The sequence below is a fragment of the Belnapia sp. F-4-1 genome (assembly GCF_000802185.1).
In the GTDB taxonomy this organism is placed as follows: Bacteria; Pseudomonadota; Alphaproteobacteria; order Acetobacterales; family Acetobacteraceae; genus Belnapia.
Genome location: NZ_KN676113.1, coordinates 4,163,072 through 4,182,492, shown reverse-complemented (window position 1 = coordinate 4,182,492; position 19,421 = coordinate 4,163,072). Strand labels below are relative to the sequence as shown.

General features: G+C 70.8%; 16 protein-coding genes. 12 read left to right on the top strand and 4 right to left on the bottom strand.

The window, feature by feature from the left end; genetic code table 11:
• Window positions 1-89: 89 nt before the first annotated feature.
• The gene (locus LH62_RS19695) at window positions 90-1,253 is read right to left on the bottom strand and encodes a diaminopropionate ammonia-lyase (protein WP_043363736.1); all 1,164 of its coding nucleotides are present in this window, start codon (window positions 1,251-1,253) and stop codon (window positions 90-92) included.
• Window positions 1,254-1,351: 98 nt separating this feature from the next.
• Between LH62_RS19695 and denD the strand changes: the two genes are divergently transcribed.
• Entirely contained in the window at window positions 1,352-2,338 is a 987-nt protein-coding gene (gene denD / locus LH62_RS19690) for a D-erythronate dehydrogenase (RefSeq protein ID WP_043363735.1), read from the top strand.
• Between the two features lie 27 nt (window positions 2,339-2,365).
• Here the strand turns inward: denD and LH62_RS28590 are convergent, their stop codons facing one another.
• A complete protein-coding gene (locus LH62_RS28590) occupies window positions 2,366-2,812 on the bottom strand; it encodes a thioesterase family protein (RefSeq protein ID WP_052214722.1) in 447 nt (148 codons plus the stop codon).
• Between the two features lie 223 nt (window positions 2,813-3,035).
• Between LH62_RS28590 and LH62_RS19680 the strand changes: the two genes are divergently transcribed.
• The 10 genes from LH62_RS19680 (at window position 3,036) to rpmG (ending at window position 13,448) form a co-directional block, all read left to right on the top strand.
• Window positions 3,036-3,743, top strand: coding sequence for a GntR family transcriptional regulator (locus LH62_RS19680; RefSeq protein WP_052214721.1), 708 nt, complete (start codon window positions 3,036-3,038; stop codon window positions 3,741-3,743).
• A 197-nt stretch (window positions 3,744-3,940) separates the two neighbouring features.
• On the top strand, window positions 3,941-5,512 hold the full coding sequence (locus LH62_RS19675) for a gamma-glutamyltransferase (protein ID WP_052214720.1): 1,572 nt from the start codon (window positions 3,941-3,943) through the stop codon (window positions 5,510-5,512).
• Window positions 5,513-5,664: 152 nt separating this feature from the next.
• Entirely contained in the window at window positions 5,665-6,642 is a 978-nt protein-coding gene (locus LH62_RS19670) for a tripartite tricarboxylate transporter substrate binding protein (RefSeq protein WP_043363733.1), read from the top strand.
• A 57-nt stretch (window positions 6,643-6,699) separates the two neighbouring features.
• Window positions 6,700-7,779 carry a pyrimidine utilization protein A gene (gene rutA / locus LH62_RS19665; RefSeq protein WP_043363732.1) on the top strand — a complete coding sequence of 360 codons (1,080 nt, stop codon included), beginning with the start codon at window positions 6,700-6,702 and terminating at the stop codon, window positions 7,777-7,779.
• Between the two features lie 48 nt (window positions 7,780-7,827).
• The gene (locus LH62_RS19660; RefSeq protein ID WP_043363730.1) at window positions 7,828-9,222 is read left to right on the top strand and encodes an amidase; all 1,395 of its coding nucleotides are present in this window, start codon (window positions 7,828-7,830) and stop codon (window positions 9,220-9,222) included.
• A gap of 36 nt (window positions 9,223-9,258) precedes the next feature.
• Window positions 9,259-10,143: a fumarylacetoacetate hydrolase family protein gene (locus LH62_RS19655; RefSeq protein WP_043363729.1), complete on the top strand. Its 885-nt coding sequence runs from the start codon at window positions 9,259-9,261 to the stop codon at window positions 10,141-10,143.
• The gene (locus tag LH62_RS19650) at window positions 10,140-11,102 is read left to right on the top strand and encodes a tripartite tricarboxylate transporter substrate binding protein (RefSeq protein WP_043363728.1); all 963 of its coding nucleotides are present in this window, start codon (window positions 10,140-10,142) and stop codon (window positions 11,100-11,102) included. The genes LH62_RS19655 and LH62_RS19650 overlap by 4 nt, the downstream gene beginning before the upstream one ends.
• Before the next feature lie 66 nt (window positions 11,103-11,168).
• On the top strand, window positions 11,169-11,708 hold the full coding sequence (locus tag LH62_RS19645) for a histidine phosphatase family protein (RefSeq protein ID WP_043363727.1): 540 nt from the start codon (window positions 11,169-11,171) through the stop codon (window positions 11,706-11,708).
• Window positions 11,709-11,734: 26 nt separating this feature from the next.
• On the top strand, window positions 11,735-13,204 hold the full coding sequence (locus LH62_RS28585) for a CHAD domain-containing protein (RefSeq protein WP_052214719.1): 1,470 nt from the start codon (window positions 11,735-11,737) through the stop codon (window positions 13,202-13,204).
• A 76-nt stretch (window positions 13,205-13,280) separates the two neighbouring features.
• On the top strand, window positions 13,281-13,448 hold the full coding sequence (rpmG, locus tag LH62_RS19635; protein WP_043342217.1) for a 50S ribosomal protein L33: 168 nt from the start codon (window positions 13,281-13,283) through the stop codon (window positions 13,446-13,448).
• Window positions 13,449-13,509: 61 nt separating this feature from the next.
• On the opposite strand, the gene LH62_RS19630 is transcribed toward rpmG, so the two are convergent.
• Both LH62_RS19630 and LH62_RS19625 read right to left on the bottom strand, forming a co-directional pair.
• Window positions 13,510-14,889 (bottom strand): PleD family two-component system response regulator, encoded by a 1,380-nt coding sequence (locus tag LH62_RS19630; RefSeq protein ID WP_043363726.1) that lies wholly within the window; start codon window positions 14,887-14,889, stop codon window positions 13,510-13,512.
• A 250-nt stretch (window positions 14,890-15,139) separates the two neighbouring features.
• On the bottom strand, window positions 15,140-16,324 hold the full coding sequence (locus tag LH62_RS19625; RefSeq protein WP_043363725.1) for an alanine--glyoxylate aminotransferase family protein: 1,185 nt from the start codon (window positions 16,322-16,324) through the stop codon (window positions 15,140-15,142).
• Between the two features lie 125 nt (window positions 16,325-16,449).
• Here LH62_RS19625 and LH62_RS19620 point away from each other — a divergent pair, with 125 nt between their 5' ends.
• On the top strand, window positions 16,450-19,356 hold the full coding sequence (locus LH62_RS19620; protein ID WP_201445550.1) for an FAD-binding and (Fe-S)-binding domain-containing protein: 2,907 nt from the start codon (window positions 16,450-16,452) through the stop codon (window positions 19,354-19,356).
• The last annotated feature ends 65 nt before the right edge of the window (window positions 19,357-19,421 follow it).

The window sequence follows — 19,421 nt, the reverse complement described above, 5'->3', positions numbered from 1 at the left end:
TACCGGGGCCGCGGGTTAGCGGCGCCAGGTTGCGGCTTCGTGCCAGTCCTGTGACAGATAGATGAAGGCCGTGTGGCGCGGCAAGCCGGTCAGGCGGTCAGTTTCTCGTAGAGCTCGGGGTCGGTCGCGCCCTCGGTGCCGAAGAGCAGGACGCGGCTCTCGGGGGTGAGGCCGAGCGCGCCGCGGGCGAAAGGCTCGCGCGCGGCCAGCAGCAGGCCGGCAAGGCCGGCGACGGCGCTCTCGCCGGCGACCAGCTTCGGCTGGCGGCGGGCGAGCAGGCGCATGCAGTCCACGGCGCTGGCATCGGGGATAGCCATGAAGGCGAAGCCGGCGCGCTCCAGCTCCTGCCAGGCGAGCAGGCTCGGCTCGCCGCAGGCGAGGCCGGCCATCAGCGTGTCCAGCTCGCCCTCGATGGAGACGGGCTCGCCGGCCTCGGCGCTGGCCATGAGGCAGGCGGCGCGCTCCGGCTCGACGACGACGATGCGGGGGCCTTCCAGCCCGTAGCGGGCGCGCATCTGCACCGAGACCGCCGCCGCCAGACCGCCGACGCCGCCCTGGATGAAGACATGGGTGGGCGGGGCGGGAATGGACTCCGCCGCCTCCTCCGCCATCAGGCGGTAGCCTTGCATGACGTCGCGGGGGACTTCCGTGTAGCCGGCATAGGAGGTGTCGGAGACGACGTGCCAGCCCTTCTCGGTCGCCTCGCGCTGGGCGACGCGCACGGCATCGTCATAGGTGCCGGGGACCACGCGGATCTCGGCGCCGTAGCGGGCGATCGCGTCGCGGCGGCCCTGGCTCACCCCCTCATGGACGAAGATGACGCAAGAAGCGCCGAAGCGCTCCGCGCCCCAGGCGACGCTGCGGCCGTGGTTGCCGTCGGTCGCGCAGGTGACGGTGATGGCGCGCGTCGCCTCGCGGTAGGTGCCGTCGGTAAGCTCGACGGCGGTCGCGGAATTGGCGGTGCCGCGCTTGGCCAGCTCGGCCTGGAGCAGCTTCATCACGGCATAGGCGCCGCCGAGGGCCTTGAAGCTGCCCAAGCCGAAGCGGCCACCCTCGTCCTTCCAGTGGATGGCGGTGAGGCGGGCGGCCTTCGCCACATCCTCCAGCGCGACGAGCGGGGTCGGCGCGTAGCCCTCCCAGGCGGCGATCTCCTCGCGTGCCCGGCGGAAGCCGCCCTCGGGCAGCACGACAACGCCGGGCGTGCCGTGGTGGCGGTTGAGGATCAGGCGGAAGGGGCGGTTCGGGATGCTCATGCGGGGGTTATCGCGCCGTCCCTGCCCCGCCGCCACTGGCGGCTTGCGCGCGGACGGGGGCGGGGCGACATCTATCGGCGCAAGATCGGGAGAGCGCCATGCAGATCACCATCCTGGGCGGGGGCGGGTTCCTCGGCCGCAAGCTGGCGGCGCGGCTGGCGCGCGAGGGCAAGCTTGGCGATGAGGCGATCTCGGGCCTCACCCTGTTCGACCTGCACGCCCCGCCGGCGATGGAGGCCCCCTTTCCCGTCCGGTGCCTCGGCGGCGATGTGGCGGACCCGGAGCAGGTGGCGGCGGCCATTCCCGATGGGACGCGGGTGGTGGTGCATCTGGCGGCCGTGGTTTCGGCCCAGGCGGAGTCGGATTACGAGCTGGGGATGCGGGTGAACCTGCATGGCACGCTGGCGGTGATAGAGGCGTGCCGGCGGCTCGCCACTCCGCCCAGGGTGGTCTTCACCTCCTCCGTGGCCAGCTTCGGCGGCGGGCAGGAGGCGCGGCTGGAGGACGATGCGCGGCAGCTTCCCGGCAACAGCTATGGGGCGGAGAAGGCGGCGGCCGAGCTGCTGCTGCAGGATGCCTCGCGGCGGGGGATGCTGGATGCGGTCAGCCTGCGCCTGCCGACGGTGATCGTGCGGCCGGGGCGGCCGAACAAGGCGGCCTCCTCCTTCGTTTCGGCAATCCTGCGGGAGCCGTTGCTGGGCCTCTCGACCGAGTTGCCGGTGCCGGAGGAATTCGCGGTCTGGATCTGCTCGCCGCGGCGGGCGGTCGACTGGTTCCTGCATGCGATGGCGATGGACACGGCGCCGCTCGGGCTCGACCGCGGCATCAACCCGCCAGGGCGGAGTGCGACGGTCGGCAAGATGCTGAGCGCGCTGGAGAGCGTCGCGGGGCCGGAGGCGCGGGCGCTGGTGAAGCATGTCCCGGATGCGGCAATCGAGGCGATCGTCGGGGGCTGGCCGGCGAGCTTCACCGCGGAGCGGGCACGGCGGCTGCTCGGCTTCTCGGAGCAGGAATCGCTGGAGGAGATCATCCAAGGCTTCATCGAGGACGACCTCGCCGCGACGCGGGCCGAGCGAGGCCTCTGAAGGCCGGAGCGGCGCCGGCCGCGGGGCTCAGGCGTCCTCCACCGCGCCCTGCCCGATCAGCGCCGCCCGCATCGCCGGCGGGATCGACACCTTCTCCCCGCTGCCATGGCGGATGAGGACCAGTACGGCGCGGCAGGTGAAGACGAGCCCAGCCTTCCAGATCGCATAGTCCTGGGTCAGGCTGCTGCGGCGCAGCGCCGCGGGCCGCATGGTGACGGCGACCGCATCGTCGAAGGCAAGCGATTGGAGGTAACGCACCTCCATCTGCGCGACGACCGGCCCCGGCTCGCCGACGGCAAATCGGCCGCCGAGCGAAAGCCAGTGGGACACGCGAAGATCCTCGCAGAGGGCGAGGTAGGCGGTGTTGTTGGCATGGGCATACTGGTCGCACTCCGACCAGCGGATTCGGTGCCGCCGGACAACCGCCCAGTCACCCTCGATTCCGAATTCCGCGCGATCCGCATCCTCGACCATGCTGCCCTCCACCTCGGCGAGACTGCCACGGCGGCGAAGACAAGGGCAGCGGGGCTTGACTTGATGTTTAAATGCAACAAGCTGGTACCGTTCGCCAAATTCGATCCGTAAGCGATCTTCACAAACCAATGAGTTGAATTTAAACTTCAGTTCTTCGCGATTTAACGGGGATCACCACGTGGCTGTTCCGGACCATCGGGCGCACCAGGACGCGTCCGAAAGCATGGTCATTGCCCTGGCTGAACCCCGACGCCTGTCCCCCGTCCAGCCGCGGACGATGGTGGAGCAGGCGGCCGAGGCCATCGTCGCCGCCGCCGCCCGCGGACTTTTCCTGCCCGGCGACAGGCTCGTCGAGGCGGAAATCGCCCGTGACCTCGGCATCAGCCGCGTCCCGGTCCGCGAGGCACTGCGGCTGCTGGAAAGCCAGGGGATCGTCGTCAGCACTCCCTACAAAGGGATGCGGTTGATGCAGGTGACGAATGCTGGCGTCGCCGCGCTGATGCGGGTGAGGTTCGCCCTCGAGTCGCTCGCCGTGCGGGAAGCCTTGCGCCAGCCGGGCGGCGCCGAGCGCTTCGAGGGGCTCGAGGTCGCCGCCATGGGCTATCGCCAAGCGGCGGAGCTCGGCGATCCGGCGCTGATCGTGCTGGCCGATGGCGATTTTCATGCCGAGTTGTGCCGAGTCTCCGGCAACGCGCCCCTGCTCGCCCTGTGGCAAAGCCTCGCTCGGCAGCTTGCGGTGATCTGGGGGCTTGCCCAGCAAACCAGGGTGCCGGAGGCACCGGAGGCGGAGCATGGCGTGCTGATCGCCGCCCTCGCTGCCGGAGATGAGGCCAAGGCCCTGGCCGCGCTCGAGGCGCATGTGGGCTGGAACCTCACCTTCGATTTCGAGGCGGTGCTGGAGGAGCGGCGGCGGCCCCCGGCCGGGCTGTGAAATTCTCCACGGAGCCGCTTCGCAGCTGCGCGGGAGGCCGGGCTTCCCGCTCAACGCCCAGCCCTCGCACGCCTTCCCGCCGCAAATCTGCCGAAGGGCGTCGGGCGGGCGCCGGTCCCGATAGGTGGTCTTAGGGGATTGCGGCATCCAGGCCATGGCGGGACGATGACGGCACGCCGACCACCGGAGTTGCCGCGATGACGGATGCCTTCCCCCTGCCCGATCACCAGAGCCAGAACTGGTCCCTTCGCAAGCCGGCCGCGAGCGGCGCCGGGGGCGTCGTCGTCTCCCAGGTGAAAGTGGCGGCGGAGGCCGGTGCCGCCATGCTGCGCGCCGGCGGCACCGCGGCCGATGCCGCCGTTGCCGCCGCTTTTGCCCTCGCCACGCTCGAGCCCTGGAACAGCGGCCTCGGCGGCATCGGCTTCGCTCAGGTGATGAAGCCGGGGATGGTGCCCGCCGAGACCATCGATTTCGGCCCCGTCGCGCCCGCCGGGCTCGACGCTTCCGCCTTCCCGCTGACCGGGCGGATGAAGCAGGACCTCTTCTCCTGGCCCGAGGTGGAGGGGGACCGCAACATCCATGGCCCGCTCTCCTTCGTCATCCCCTCCGCCGTCGCCGGCTATGCGTTGCTGCATGAGCGGCATGGGCGGCTGCCGATCCGCGAGGTCCTGGCCCCGGCCGTCGCCCTGGCCCGGCGCGGCCTGCCGGCCGACTGGTACACCACGCTGAAGGTGGCAAGCTCGGCCAGCGTGCTGCGCCTTTACCCGGAGAGCGCCCGCATCTACCTGCCGAACGGCCTGCCGCCGACGACGCCCTATCAAGGGGCGCCGGGCTTCTTCCCGCTCGGCAACCTGCCGGCGACGCTGGAGCGTCTGCAACAGGCCGGGCTGCGTGACTTCTACGAGGGCGAGATCGCCGCGCAGATCGCCGACGATGTGCGGGAGATGGGCGGCGTGCTCTCCGCCGCCGACCTCGCCGGCTGCCGCGCGAGGGTGAAGCCAGCCGTCGCCGTGCCCTGGCGCGGGCGTACCCTCATGCTCTCGAATGGGCTGACCGCGGCGCCGACCATGCGGAGGGTGCTGGAGCTGATGGCCGATGTCCCGCTCGGCCCGGAACCCACGGCCGCCTGGTATGCGAGCTTCGCCCGCGCCATGCAGGCCGCCTATGCCGAGCGGCTCGCCGGCCTCGGCGATGCCGAGCCCGAGGGCGCCGAAACCTGCACGACCCACCTGACCGCCTGCGACAAGGACGGCATGATGGTGGCGGTGACGACGACCCTGCTTTCCTCCATGGGCAGCCGCGTCGTGCTGCCGCGCTCCGGCGTGCTGATGAACAACGGCGTCATGTGGTTCGACCCGCAGCCGGGAACGCCGAATGCCATCGCTCCCGGCAAGCGGCCGCTGACCAACATGTCGCCCATCATCCTCGCCTCGGGCGACCAGCCGGAGATCGCGGCAGGCGCCTCGGGCGGGCGGCGCATCCTCGCGGCGGTGCTGCAGCTGCTCTCCTTCGTCGCCGAATTCGGGATGGAGCCGGAGGCGGCGGCGCATCATCCGCGGATCGACGTTTCCGGGCCGGAGGGCGTCACCGCCGACCGGCGCCTGCCGCCCGAGGTGCTGGCCGCCCTGCCCGGCACCCCGACGATCGTGGAGCACGCCGTGCTGCCGCTCAACTTCGCTTGCCCAAACCTCATCCGCCGCGACCCGGGCGGCGAGGCGACCGGGATCAGCGATGCGATGACGCCCTGGAGCGGAGCAGTCGCGGCCTAGGACGAACCTCGATCCAAGGAATCCGGCGGCTACAGCCGCGGCACGCTCCTTGCTCCTCCCGCCTTGCCCAAGGGCAAGGCAGGTTCCGGAACATGACCATTGCGTCATCCGACGGCAATCTGCCTGCGCCCTGCTGCAAAGGAGCGCAGAGCATGCACCGCCGACACCTACTGGCCGCCCTCGCCGCCCCTGCCCTGCTGCCCCGCCTCGCGCGGGCGCAGAATGGCTGGCCGGGACGCGGCTCCATCCGCCTCGTCGCGCAATTCCCGCCGGGCGGGCTGGTTGACACCATAGCCCGGCTGATCGCGCCGCCGCTCGCCCAGGCGCTCGGCCAGACCGTCGTCGTCGAGAACAGGGCAGGCGCCGGCGGGGTGATCGGCACCGATTTCGTCGCCAAGTCGCCGGCCGATGGCTACACCTTCCTCGTCAGCCATGCCTCGGTGCATGTCTTCTCGACGGCGACGCTGCCAAGCCTGCCTTTCGACCCGGTGGCCGACTTCACCCATCTCGGCATGCTGGTCGAGGCGCCGAACGTGCTGCTGGTGAAGGCGAACTCGCCCTACAGGACGCTCGACCAGTACCTGGCGGCGGCGCGGCGCGTGCCGGTGCGCTATGGCTCCTCCGGCATCGGCTCGGCGCCGCATCTGCTCGGGGTGATGCTCGGGGCGGAAGGGCGGGCGCCCAGCCTCGACCACGTGCCCTACCGCGGCAGCGCACCGGCGATGCAGGATCTGATGGCCGGCACCATCGAGAGCCTGATCGACCCGATCACCACCAATGTGGCGTTGCTGAAGGATGGCACGCTGCGCTGCCTCGGCATCTCCGCGCCGCAGCGTCTGGCGCAGATGCCGGACATACCGACCTTCGCCGAGCAGGGCTATGGCAAGCTGACCTCGAGCCAGTGGCTCGGTCTTTCGGCGCCGAAAGGCCTGCCGGCGCCGATCGCCGAGCGGGTGACAGCGCTGATCCCGCCGCTGCTGGAGACGCCCGTGCTCCGCACCCGGTGCGAGGAACTGGTGACGCTGCCGCGCAATCCGCCACCGCTCGGTGCCGATTTCGTCGCCATCATGAAGGAGAACATCGCCACCTGGACCGGTATTGCCCGACAGTTCAACATCGTGGCGAGCTGAAAGCCATGGCATGAGGATTGCCTTCCCCTCTGCGGCTCAACGCAGAGGGGCGTGCCCATGGATATCGGCGTCTTCATCCCGATCAACAACAATGGCTGGCTGATCTCGGCCACCTCGCCGCAATACATGCCAAGCTTCGAGCTCAACAAGCGGGTGGTGCAGATGGCCGAGGGCTACGGCCTCGACTTCGCCCTCTCGATGATCAAGCTGCACGGCTTCGGCGGGACAACGGAGTTCTGGGACCACGGGCTGGAAAGCTTCACGCTGATGGCGGGGCTTGCTTCCGTCACCTCGCGGATCAGGCTTTATGCCTCGACGGCGGTGCTCACCATTCCGCCGGCGATCGTGGCGCGGATGGCGACGACCATCGACAGCATCTCGGGCGGGCGGTTCGGGGTGAACATCGTCTCCGGCTGGCACAAGGTCGAGTACAGCCAGATGGGGCTGTGGCCGGGCGATGCCTATTTCGGCAGGCGCTACGACTACAGCACGGAATACGTCCAGATCATGAAGCAGCTCTGGGAAACCGGGACGAGCGACTTCAAGGGCGAATTCTTCCAGATGGACGAGTGCAAGATGAGCCCGCCGCCCTCGGTGCCGATCAAGCTGGTCGCCGCCGGGCAGAGCGACCGCGGGATGGAATTCGCCGCCACCTACTGTGACTTCAACTTCGCCCTGGGCGAGGGGGTGAACGAGCCGCAGAAATGCATCGACGTGCCGCGGCGCATGCTGCAGGCCGCCGAGAAGACGGGGCGCGATGTCGGCTCCTACATCCTTTACATGGTCATCGCCGACGAGACCGACGAGGCGGCGATGGCGAAATGGGACCTCTACAACCGGGGCGCCGACCGCGAAGCGCTGGCGCATCTGCTGGGCCATGCCGCAGCCGATGTGAACACGGAATCGACCTCGATGGCGGCGGCGATCCAGCGCTCGCCCTCGCCGATCAATTTCAACATGGGTACGCTGGTTGGCTCCTATGCCAGCATCGCCCGCATGCTGGACGAGGCGGCGGCGATGCCGGGGGTGAAGGGCATCATGCTCACCTTCGACGACTTCCTGGTGGGAATGGAGAATTTCGGCACGCGCATCCAGCCGCTGATGCGGTGCCGCAGCCATGTGAAGCTGGCGGCCTAGCCGCCCGCCTTGGGCGGGTCCAGATTGGCGGCCTGCCCGAGGTGACGCATGACCGAAACCGATCCCGCCCTGATGTCCGCCGAGACCCTGCTCGCGCTTTATGCGCGGCGGGCGCTCAGCCCCGTGGAGGTGTTGAAGGCGGTGATGGAGCGGGTGGCCCGCTACAACCCCTGGGTCAATGCCTTCGCCACCATGAACCCGCGCGCCCTCCAGGCCGCGGGCGAGAGCGAGGCGCGCTGGATGGCCGGGCGGCCGATGGGGCTGCTCGATGGCGTGCCGACCACGGTGAAGGACCTGCTGAACCTCACCGGCTTCCCGACACGGCGGGGCAGCAAGACGACCGATGCGACGCCGGCGACGGAGGATGCGCCCTCCGTGCTCGGGTTGAAGGCGGCCGGCGCCGTCATCCTGGGCAAGACCACCACCACGGAATTCGGCTGGAAGTCGCCCGGCGACTGCCCGCTGCACGGCATCACCCGCAATCCCTGGAACCGCGAGCGGACGCCGGGCGGCTCCTCCTCGGGTGCCGGAGCGGCCGGCGCGGCCTGCTTCGGGCCGCTCCATATTGGCACGGATGCGGGCGGCTCCATCCGCATCCCGGCCGCCTTCTGCGGCCTCGTCGGGCTGAAGCCGTCCTTCGGGCGGGTGCCGCAATGGCCGCTCGGCGCCTTCGCCCATGTCGCCGTCGCGGGGCCAATGACGCGGACGGTGCGGGATGCGGCGCTGATGCTCTCGGCCATGGCGCAGCACGACCTGCGCGATCCCTTCAGCTTGCCGGACGAGGCGCGGGACTGGCGGCAGGGCCTGGAGCAGGGCGTCGCCGGCATGCGGGTCGGGCTGGTGCGGCGGCTCGGCTTCGGCCCGCCGCTCGATGCCGATGGCGAGGCGGCGCTCACCGGCGCGGCACAATTGCTGGAGGAGCAGGGCGCCGTCGTCGAGGAGGCGGACCCCGGATTGCCGGATACGCGGGCGATCTTCGGCCGGGTCTGGGGCGTGGCGCTGGCGCGGCTGGTGGCCTCGATCCCGGAGGAGCGGCGCGGCTTGCTGGATGCGGGGCTCGCTGAGCTCGCCGGGCGCGAGGCGGGGATGAGCGCGGTCGATTTCCTCGGCGCCGAGGCGCTCAGGATCGAGGCGGCGCATGCGGCGGCGCGCTTCCACCAGCGCTTCGACCTGATGCTCTGCCCGGCGACGCCGACCGCCGCCTTCGCCGCCGACCAGCCGACCATCCGCCCGGCCGAGGCGCTGTGCCGCGACTGGGCACCCTGGACCTTCGGCTTCAACCTGACGCGGCAGCCCGCGATCGCCGTGCCGGTCGGCCTCGACGAACACGGGATGCCGCGCGCGGTGCAGCTCGCCGCCGCGCTCTACCGCGACGACCTGGTGCTGCGCGGGGCGCGGGCGCTGGAGCAGGCCGCCACGATACCGCTGGCCCAGCCCGGCTGATTCTGCTTCATCGGGAACAGGGTGGGAGGACGCGGCATGCGGTTGGTGACCTATAAGCGGGGCGGCTGGGCCGGCGGCAGGGTGGGCGCGCTGCGGGCGGACGGGGCGGTGCTCGACCTTTCCGCCGCGGATGGGCAGGTCTCCTGGGACAACATGCCGGCGCTCATCGCCGGCGGCGAGGGCATGCTGAAGCGCGCCCGGGCCGCGGCCGCGCAGGCGCCGGTGGTGGAGGATGCGGTGCTGTTGGCGCCGATTCCGCGCCCGGCGAAGAACATCTTCTGCGTTGGCAAGAACTACCACGAGCATGCCAAGGAATTCGCCGGCTCGGGCTTCGACGCCACCGCGAAGGAGGTGGTGCCGGAGGCGCCCGTGGTGTTCAGCAAGCCCCCGACCGCCGTCATCGGGCCGGGCGACAGCATCCCGGCCTTTCTCGACCCGACCGGATCAACCGACTACGAGGGCGAGCTGGCCGTCGTCATCGGCAAGGCGGGACGCGGCATCAAGGCGGCCGACTGGGCGCAGCACGTCTTCGGCTACACCATCGTCAACGACGTGACGGCCCGGACCTTGCAGCACAAGCACCGGCAATGGATCCTCGGCAAGGGGATCGACGGCTTCTGCCCGATGGGCCCCGCAATCCTCACGGCCGACGAGGTGCCGGACCCGCGCGCGCTGCGGCTGACCACGCATGTGAACGGCGAGAAGCGGCAGGATGCGGCGGTCGCCGACCTGATCTTCGACATCCCGACCCTGATCGAGACCATCAGCGCCGGCATCACCCTGGAGCCCGGCGACGTCATCGCAACCGGCACGCCGGCCGGCGTCGGCATCGGCTTCCAGCCGCCGCGCTTCCTCAAGGCGGGCGATGTGGTGAGGGTCGAGGTGACGGGGATCGGCGTGCTGGAGAATCCGGTCGCATGAGGCGCCGGGCGGTGCTGGCGGGCGGTCTGGCGCTCCCGGCGCTGGCCGGTGCGCAGGACTTCCCCGGCCGCCCGGTCAGCATGGTCGTCGCCTTCCCGCCCGGCGGGCAGGCGGATGTGGTGGCGCGGCCCGTCGCGGCGGCGCTGGAGCGCCACTGGCGCCAGCCGGTGCCGGTCGTGAACCGCGCCGGCGCTGCGGGCGAGATTGGCAATGCCTCCGTCGCCCGCGCCGCGCCCGATGGCACCACCCTGCTGATGGCCCTTTCCTCGCTTGCCATCCTGCCGGAGGCGGCGCGCCTCTTCGGCCGGGCGCCGGCCTATGAGGTGGAGCAGCTGGCGCCCATCGCACTCTTCACCGCCGACCCGACCCTGCTGGTGGTGCCGGCCGCCTCGCCCTGGCAGAGCCTCGAGGAATTCCTGGCCGACGCCAGGGCACGGCCGGGGCGGATCAGCTACTCCTCCTCCGGCAACTACTCGGCGCTGCATGTGCCGATGGCGATGCTGGCCAAGGCGGCCGAGGTGGAGCTGCTGCATGTGCCGTTCCAGGGCGGGGCACCGGCGCTGACCGCGCTGCTCGCCGGGCAGGTGCAGGCGCTGGCGAGCGGGCCCGGGCCGGTCGCGCCGCATCTGCGCGAGGGGCGGTTGCGCGCGCTGGCCAGCTGGGGCGCCCGTCGACCGGCCGGAATGCCGGAGGTGCCGACGCTGATCGAGCGCGGCTTCAGGGAGGCGGAGTACTACATCTGGGCCGGCATCTTCGTCCCCGCCGGCACGCCGGCGCCGATCCGCGAGGCGCTGCGCGCGGCCATGGCCGCGGTGGCGGCCGAGGCGGAGACCGGCCGGGCCCTAGTGGCCAGCGGGAACGCCCTCGACTACCGGGACGGCACCGCCTTCGAAGAGTTTTTCCGCACCGACAGCGCCCGTCTCGTGCAGGCAGTGCGCCGGATCGGGCGGGTGGACTGAGGCCGCGGGGCCGTTCGCGCCGAAGGGGCAGGACAAGCGGCGCGAGCCGTGGCAGGATTGGCCACGATGCGCCAGCTCCTGCTGCTGCGGCACGCGAAGTCCTCCTGGGACGATCCGGGCCTCTCCGACCATGCCCGCCCGCTCAATGCGCGCGGTCGACGCTCCGCCGCGGCCATGGCCGAGGCCATGCGCGAACTGGGCCTTTCGCCCGATATCGTGCTGGTCTCCTCGGCCCGCCGCACCCTGCAGACGCTCGAAGCGCTGACGCCCTTCGAGGATGGGGCGCTGGTCGAGCCGATGGATGCCCTCTACCTCGCCCCTTGGCCGCGGCTGCTGGACGAGCTGCGCCAGGCGCCGGAGACGGCCCGCAGCCTGCTGCTGATCGGCCACAACCCCGGCCTGCACGAATTGGCCGTGGAGTTGGCCGGCCCCGAGGCGCTGGCCCGCGGCGGGGTGGACGCGCGCCGCCTGGCGGAAGCCTATCCGACCGGGGCGCTGGCCGAGTTCACCATCGCCTCGGCCTGGCGCCAACTCGACCGGGGTGGGGCGCGTTTGGTGCGCTTCATCGCTCCCCGTGACCTTCCTGCCGCAGAGGTGCCCGCCTGAGCCGCTTCGAGACCCCTGATCCCGCGATGGACATGCAAAGCGAGTCGAGCCCCGCCGGGGAAGCGGCAGCGCAGCTCGTGCTGGAATTCGCTCTCGATCCCGAAGCGGCGCAGCGCCTGTCGCGGCATGGTGCGATCGCCTCGGCCCGGGCCGGGCGCACCAAGAGCTCGGCGGAGGAGCTGATCTGGCTGGACACCGCCGATGGCGCGCTGGCAACCGAGGGCCTGGCCCTCGAATCCAACCGCCGCGGCCTGCGCCGGCTGCTGCGCGCCATGCCGGCCCCGGGCGCGAGCTGGTGCCCTGGGCAGCCGCCGGAGGAGTTGGAGGCGCCGTCCGAGGAGGCGGCCACCCTGGTCCCGATTGCCGCCTTCAGTGGCCGGCGCAGCCTCATCGCCCTCGGCGAGGTGGAGGCGGAGCTGCTGACCGGCAAGCTGCGCGCCGTCGCCGCCGAGATGCCCGTCGCCCGGCTGACCCTGCGGGGCACGACGGCCGCCGTGCTTGCCCGCGCGGCAGCGCTTGCCGACCTGCACCCGTTACCGCCCATCGCCAGCCTCGCCGAGGAGGGCCGCGCCCTCGCCCGGGGCGAGTCGCCCCGCCCGCGCCGCCGCGGCCCGCCGGTGCTCGCCGGTGCGGCGACGGTGGAGGAGGCTTTGCTCGCCGCCCTTGGCCATCTGCTGGAGGTGATGCTCGGCCATGCCCCGGGCTGCCGGCTCGGGGCGGGGCCGGAAGGAGTGCACCAGACCCGCGTCGCCCTGCGCCGCCTGCGCTCGGTGCTGAAATCCTTCGGCGCGGCCGCCGCCTGCCCGGAGGTCAAGGAATTCGACCAGGGACTGCGCGCCCTGGCGACCGCCCTCGGTCCGGCACGCGACTGGGATGTCTTCCTTGCCGGCACTGGCGCCACCGCGGCGGAGGCGATCGGCGACGACCGACGGCTGCTGGCCCTGCTGAAGGCGGGCGAGACGCGCCGGCAGGAAGCCTATGTCGCGCTCCGGCGCATGCTGGACGGGCCGGTCTTCCCGCGGCTGGTGCTAGCGGGACTCGGGCTGATGCTGCTCCGCCCCTGGCGGGCCGGGCCGCCGGAGCAATCGGCGCTGCTCGATCAGCCGCTTACGGAATTCGCCGGCGTCCTCCTCGACAAGCGCTGGCACCGCCTGCGCAAGCGCGGCGAGGACATCGCCGAGCATGGCGCCGAGGCGCTGCACGAGGTCCGGCTGGATGCCAAGCGGCTGCGCTATGCGGCGGAGCTCTTCGCCCCGCTTTGGCCGGGGAAGCCCGCGCGACGCTTCCTCCGCCGGCTGGCGGCGCTGCAGGAGGAGCTCGGCCTGGCGAACGACGTCTCCGTGGCGCGGGGGCTGGTCGGCTCGCTCGGCCCCGGAGTGCCGGCCTGGGCGGTGGGCGCGGTCGAAGGCTTCGCCGCCGCCCGCACCGGTCGCGCCCGTCGGCATGCGCTGGAGGCCTGGGACGAGTTGCTGGGGGCCGATCCCTTCTGGCGGTAACCCTTTCGCTTGACCTTTGGGCGCGGGAAGCTACGGTGCGACCCCTTCCGACATTGCAGGATTCACGGGCTTCGCCATGGCCAAGTCGAACACCATCCAGATCAAGCTCGTCAGCAGCGCCGAGACCGGCTTCTTCTACGTGACCAAGAAGAATGTCCGGAACACCACTGGCAAGCTGGAACTGAAGAAATACGATCCCGTCGCGCGCAAGCACGTCGTCTTCCGCGAAGCCAAGATCAAGTAAGCTGGCCTGAGCCTGTCGGCGAAGCGAGGGGCGGGGCCGTGAGGCGCCCGCCCTTGCCGATTCACGCCTTGCCTTCGTCGCCGTCGGTGAAATCCTCCGGCCCCGCCTGCTCCACCCGGTTCCGGCCGCCCTGCTTGGCCCGGTAGAGGGCAGCATCGGCTGCTGCGACGACAGTGTTCACGCTAGTGCCGGTGGTGGCGATGGCGAGGCCGAAACTCGCCGTGATGGGGAGCGAGAGCCCGGCAATGTCGAAAGGATCGGCGGCGATTGCCAGGCGCAGCCGCTCCGCCACCGCGGTGGCGTAGTCGGTCGGTGCGCCGGTGAGCACCACCATGAATTCCTCGCCACCGTAGCGGGCCACTACATCCGCGGCGCGGAGATGGGATTTCAGGCGTTTCGCCACCTCCTTCAGCGCCGCATCGCCCGCCGGGTGGCCGTAATTGTCGTTGATCGACTTGAAGCGGTCGACGTCGAGCATCAGCACGGCCGCGTCCGTCCCGCGCAGCACGCCCTCCATGTGGCGGCGCACGTAGCGGCGGTTGCGTAGGCCCGTCAGCGGGTCGGTGACCGCCATCTCCAGCGACCGGTCGAGATCGGCCCGCAGCCGCTCCTGGTAGCGCTTGCGGCGAATCTGGTTGCGCGCCCGGGCACGCAGCTCGTTCGGATCGATGGGGCGAAGCACATGGTCGTTGGCGCCGAGGTCGAAGCCCCGCAGCACCAGCCCGCGCTGGCTGACATCGGCGGCGAGCAGCACCGGCAGGTCCCGGGTCGCGCCCTGGGCGCGGAGGCGGGAGGCGAGGCGCAGCACATCTCCTCCCTCCCCCGGCAGGCAGAGCACGGCGAGGTCGAAATTGCCGTCGGCCAGGATGCGGCGGGCGGTCTCCGGGTCGGTCGCGGTCTCCACCGTGACACCATCGGCGCCTAGGATGACGGCGACCTGGGCGGCTTCCGCCGCCTGCTCGGAGAGGACGAGGACCTCGGCGCCCTCGATGCTCGGCGAGGGGTCGGGCTGCGGCTCGATGCCGAGGTCGCGGGCGGTGTCGGAGCGAAGGCGCCAGGCGTCCTGCACCTGCTTGACCCGCAGCAGGGCGCGGAGCCGGGCGAAGAGCGTCGCGTCGTCGACCGGCTTCGACAGGAAGTCGTCCGCCCCGGCCTCGAGGCCGCGGACGCGCTCCACCGGGTCGATCAGGGCGGTGATCATGACGACGGGCATATGCGCCGTCACGCCGTTCTCCTTGAGGCGGCGGCAGACCTCGTAGCCGTCCATCCCGGGCATCATCACGTCGAGCAGGATGACGTCGGGTGACCAGCGGGCGGCGGTGGCCAGCGCCTCCGGGCCCGAAGCGGCCAGGGCGACATCGTAATACTCGTTCAGCAGCTTGGCTTCGAGCAACCGCAGATTGGCGGCGATGTCATCGACCACGAGAATCCGGGCAGTCATGGCTGGCCCTCGGATTCGTCGCGCCGCAAGGCCGTCTGCTGCTGCATCCCTGTCCTATCGCCTTCCCCAACCGAAGCGACGCCGCCCGTCCTGGCGCCGCACCGACCTGCCGACCGGCGCCCGGGCCTCGGTCGCCGTTGCGCGGGAAGAGCTAGAACACGGCCGGCCTTTCCTCGCCACACGCAAACGATAGCACAGGCGCCCCCTGGCTTAGAACTCCCCCATCGCCTTGACGCATGGCCCCGGCCGCTCAGGCATTGCCGTTCAGATAGGCCATTGCCGCCTGCACCCCGCCCGGCTTGTGCGGCACGCCCGCCGCGCCCAGGCCCATCTCCACCCCGCCGAGCGTGCCGATGAGGGAAAGCGGCCCAAAATCGCCGAGGTGGCCGATGCGGAAGACCCGGTCGTTCAGCCGGCCGAGACCATTGCCGAGGGACATGTTGAACCGTTCCAGGATCACCGCCCGCAGCGCGTTGGCGCTGTGACCCTCCGGTAGGCGGACGGCGGTGAGGGAGGAGGAATAGTGCCGCGGCTCCTCGCACTGGATCTCAAGGCCCCAATGGCGCACGGCGCGCCGTGTCGCCTCGGCGAAGCGGTCATGCCGGGCGAAGACATTGTCGAGCCCCTCCTCGTTCAGCATGTCGACCGCGGCATCGAGCCCGTAGAGCAGGTTGGTCGCGGGCGTGTAGGGGAAGTAGCCGGTCTCGTTCGCCTTCAGCATCGGGCGCCAGTCCCAGAAGCTGCGGGGCAGCTGGGCGGTCTCGGTGGCCTTCAGCGCCTTTTCCGAGACGGCGTTGAAGGACAGGCCCGGCGGCAGCATCAGCCCTTTCTGCGAGCCGGCGACTGTGACATCGACGCCCCATTCGTCATGCCGGTAATCGATCGAGCCGAGGGAGGAGATGGTATCCACCAGCAGCAGCGCGGGATGGCCGACGGCGTCGATGGCGCGGCGGACCTCCTCGATGCGGGAGGTGCAGCCGGTGCTGGTCTCGTTGTGGACGACACAGACGGCCCTGATGCCGTGGGCCTTGTCCTCGCGCAGCGCCGCCTCAATCGCCGGCACATCGGCACCGCGGCGCCAGTCGGTCGGGATGAATTCCGGCCGGAGCTGGAGGCGCTCCGCCATCTCCTGCCAGAGCGTGGCGAACCAGCCGGTTTCGCACATCAGCACCCGGTCGCCGGGCGAGAGGGTGTTGACCAGCGCCGCCTCCCAGGCCCCCGTGCCGGAAGCGGGGTAGATGACGACCGGCCCCTCGGTCTTGAAGACGGTGCGGAGCTTTTCCAGCAGCTGGGCACCGAAGCGGCCGAAATCCGGCCCGCGGTGGTCCATGGTCGGATGGTCCATGGCGCGCAGCACGCGGTCCGGCACGTTGGTCGGCCCCGGGATCTGCAGGAAATGCCGGCCCGCAACGGGGGAAGGCTGGTAATAGGCCATCTGTCGGTCTCCGATCTTGCGGCACCTATGCGCCCGATCCATGTCCCTCGCCAATGAGAAGGGCTTGTCGGATTGATGAGCATTATAGATCAGACAAGCAGCCCGGCCAGGACTAGAACCCGCGCATGAACGCCTTCACCATCCCCATGGACCGCATCGGCGACAGCCGCCTCGCCGAGCGCCTGCGCCGCGAGACCCAGGGCGAGGTGCTCTGGGGCGCGGCCGACCGCGGCCGCTACGCGACGGATGCGAGCATCTACCAGATCGAGCCGGTCGGCGTGCTGGTGCCGCGCAGCATGGCGGATGTGGAGGCGGCGCTCACGATCTGCCGCGAGGCCGGCATCCCGGTCCTGCCACGGGGCGGCGGCACCAGCCAGTGCGGCCAGACGGTGAACCGCGCCCTCGTCATCGACTGCAGCAAGTACCTGAACCGCGTCCTCGCCGTCGAGGGCGACACGGTGAGGGTGGAGCCGGGGATCAGCCTCGGTGCGCTCAACACGGCACTGGCTGGGACGAAGCAGTTCTTCCCCGTCGATCCTTCCACCTGGGCGCGCTGCACCATCGGCGGAATGGCCGGCAACAACAGCTGCGGCAGCAAGTCGATCCGCTATGGGCTGATGGCCGACAATGTCCGCGCCATCGACGCGCTACTCGCCGATGGCAGCCGCTTCCGCTTCGGCGAGCTGCCGGACAATCTCGGTGCCGGCGTTCCGGCTGGCATCGCCGACCTCATCCAACGGCTGCGCGCGCTCGGCGCCCGCGAGGCAGAGGAGATCGCCGCGCGCTTCCCCAACCAGCTGCGCCGCGTCGGGGGCTACAACATCGAATCCCTGACGCCCGCCGCCCGCGCCGAGGGCCGCGGCAACCTCGCGCGCCTCCTTGTCGGCAGCGAGGGCACGCTTGCCTTCTCCGCCGCGCTCGACCTGAAGCTCTGGCCGGTGAAGCCGCGCAAGGCGCTCGGCATCTGCCAGTTCCCGACCTTCCGCGCCGCCATGGCCGCCTCGCAGCACCTGGTCACGCTGGACCCGGAGGCGGTGGAACTGGTCGACCGGACGATGATCGATCTCGGCCGCTCCATCCCGATCTTCCGCGCGACCATCGACAGGATCGTGCGCGGCGAGCCCGACAGCCTGCTCATCGTCGAGTTCCACGGCCAGGAGGATGCGCCGCTCGCCCGCAGTCTCGATGCGCTCGAAGAGATGATGGGCGATCTCGGCTATCCGGACAGCGTGGTGCGCTGCATCGACCCGGGCTTCCAGGCCGCCGTCGCCGAGGTGCGGGAAGCCGGGCTCAACATCATGATGAGCATGAAGGGCGACGGGAAGCCTGTTTCCTTCATCGAGGATTGCGCCGTCGCCCTGCCCGACCTCGCCGACTACACGGAGCGGCTGAACCAGGTCTTCGAGCGCTACGGCACCAAGGGCACCTGGTACGCCCATGCCAGCGTCGGCTGCCTGCATGTCCGCCCGGTGCTGAACATGAAGGACCCGGAGGATGTGCAGCGGATGCGCGCCATCGCCGAGGAATGCTTTGCCCTCGTCCGGGAATACAAGGGCTCGCACAGCGGCGAGCATGGCGACGGCATCGTGCGTTCGGAGTTCAACGCGCCGATGTTTGGCCCGCGCATCGTCTCGGCCCTGGAGGAGGTGAAGGACGCCTTCGACCCCGCAGGCCTGCTGAACCCCGGCCGCGTCGTCCGCCCGCCGCGGATGGATGACCGCACTCTCTTCCGCTACGGCCCCGGCTATGCCGCCGATCCCGGCCTGCAGCCGGCGCTCGACTGGTCGGCCTGGCCCGGGCCGCAAGGGGGCCTGCTTGGCGCGGTCGAGATGTGCAACAACAACGGCACCTGCCGAAAATCCGACGCCAATGTCATGTGCCCCAGCTATCGCGCGACGCGTGACGAGGAGCACCTGACGCGCGGCCGGGCCAATACGCTCCGCCTCGCCCTGACTGGCCAGCTTCCCGGCGGCCTCGCCTCGGACGAGGTGCACCATGCGCTCTCCCTCTGCGTCTCCTGCAAGGGCTGCAAGCGCGAATGCCCGACCGGCGTCGACATGGCGAAGATGAAGATCGAGGCAATGGCCGCCCGCGCCCGCGAGCGCGGCATCAACGCCCGCGACCGGCTGATCGCCACCCTGCCCCGCTGGGCGCCCTTCGCCGCCATGCTGCCCGAAGCGGCCAATGCGCGGAACTGGATTCCCGGCCTGCCGCGCCTCGGCGAGCGGCTGCTCGGCTTCTCCGCCGGGCGCAGCCTGCCGCGCTTCCGCCGCGACGCCTTCCATGATGCCGAACTGCCGGCGCCCGATGGCCGCGCGGGCGAGGTCATCCTCTTCCCCGACGTATTCAGCCGTTACTTCGAGCCGGAGAACCTTCGCGCCGCCATCCGCGTGTTGCGTGCCGCCGGCTACCACCCAACGGTCGCGCGGCCCGCGCGCGGCTCCCGGCCCCTCGATGAGGGCCGCACCCTGCTCGCCGCCGGCCTGGTCGATGAGGCCAGGGAGGAAGCGCGGCGGACGCTCGCGGCGCTGTCCGCCGTCGCCTCCCCCGTCATTGGCCTGGAGCCCTCCTCTACGCTGACGCTGCGGGACGAGTTCCTGTCCCTCCTCCCTGGGCCGGAGGCCGAGGCGCTGGCCGCCCGCACCTTCCTCGTCGGCGAGTTCCTGGCGCGCGAGAAACCGAAGCTCGCGCTGAAGCCGGTGGCCGCGGCGGCGCATGTTCACGGGCACTGCCACCAGAAGGCCTTCGCCGCCTTTGCCCCCGCCATCGCCATGCTGACCATGATCCCCGAGTTGAAGGTGGTGCCGATCACATCCTCCTGTTGCGGGATGGCCGGGAGCTTCGGCTATGAGGCGGCCAATCTCGCCGTCTCCAAGGCGATGGCGGAGCTTTCCCTGTTGCCGGCGGTGCGGAAGGCCCCGGAGGGGGCACTGATCGTCGCCGACGGCACCTCCTGCCGCCACCAGATCGGCGACCTCGCCGGTCGGCAGGCGCTGCATGGCATTCGGGTGCTGGAGATGGCGCTGGTCTGAACCAGCCCGTTCAGGCTTCCGCTCAGCAAATGCGCTTCTTCTCCTCCGCGACGATGTTGCAGCGC

What these genes read in the sequence shown, in the direction of transcription:
- LH62_RS19650 (WP_043363728.1), top strand. Translation starts at nt 10,140, where the DNA reads ATGAGGCGCCGGGCGGTGCTGGCGGGCGGTCTGGCGCTCCCGGCGCTG.
- denD (WP_043363735.1), top strand. Translation starts at nt 1,352, where the DNA reads ATGCAGATCACCATCCTGGGCGGGGGCGGGTTCCTCGGCCGCAAGCTG.
- LH62_RS28585 (WP_052214719.1), top strand. Translation starts at nt 11,735, where the DNA reads ATGGACATGCAAAGCGAGTCGAGCCCCGCCGGGGAAGCGGCAGCGCAG.
- LH62_RS19675 (WP_052214720.1), top strand. Translation starts at nt 3,941, where the DNA reads ATGACGGATGCCTTCCCCCTGCCCGATCACCAGAGCCAGAACTGGTCC.
- LH62_RS19655 (WP_043363729.1), top strand. Translation starts at nt 9,259, where the DNA reads ATGCGGTTGGTGACCTATAAGCGGGGCGGCTGGGCCGGCGGCAGGGTG.
- LH62_RS19630 (WP_043363726.1), bottom strand. Translation starts at nt 14,889, where the DNA reads ATGACTGCCCGGATTCTCGTGGTCGATGACATCGCCGCCAATCTGCGG.
- rpmG (WP_043342217.1), top strand. Translation starts at nt 13,281, where the DNA reads ATGGCCAAGTCGAACACCATCCAGATCAAGCTCGTCAGCAGCGCCGAG.
- LH62_RS19670 (WP_043363733.1), top strand. Translation starts at nt 5,665, where the DNA reads ATGCACCGCCGACACCTACTGGCCGCCCTCGCCGCCCCTGCCCTGCTG.
- LH62_RS19680 (WP_052214721.1), top strand. Translation starts at nt 3,036, where the DNA reads ATGGTCATTGCCCTGGCTGAACCCCGACGCCTGTCCCCCGTCCAGCCG.
- LH62_RS28590 (WP_052214722.1), bottom strand. Translation starts at nt 2,812, where the DNA reads ATGGTCGAGGATGCGGATCGCGCGGAATTCGGAATCGAGGGTGACTGG.
- LH62_RS19695 (WP_043363736.1), bottom strand. Translation starts at nt 1,253, where the DNA reads ATGAGCATCCCGAACCGCCCCTTCCGCCTGATCCTCAACCGCCACCAC.
- LH62_RS19660 (WP_043363730.1), top strand. Translation starts at nt 7,828, where the DNA reads ATGACCGAAACCGATCCCGCCCTGATGTCCGCCGAGACCCTGCTCGCG.
- LH62_RS19645 (WP_043363727.1), top strand. Translation starts at nt 11,169, where the DNA reads ATGCGCCAGCTCCTGCTGCTGCGGCACGCGAAGTCCTCCTGGGACGAT.
- rutA (WP_043363732.1), top strand. Translation starts at nt 6,700, where the DNA reads ATGGATATCGGCGTCTTCATCCCGATCAACAACAATGGCTGGCTGATC.
- LH62_RS19625 (WP_043363725.1), bottom strand. Translation starts at nt 16,324, where the DNA reads ATGGCCTATTACCAGCCTTCCCCCGTTGCGGGCCGGCATTTCCTGCAG.
- LH62_RS19620 (WP_201445550.1), top strand. Translation starts at nt 16,450, where the DNA reads ATGAACGCCTTCACCATCCCCATGGACCGCATCGGCGACAGCCGCCTC.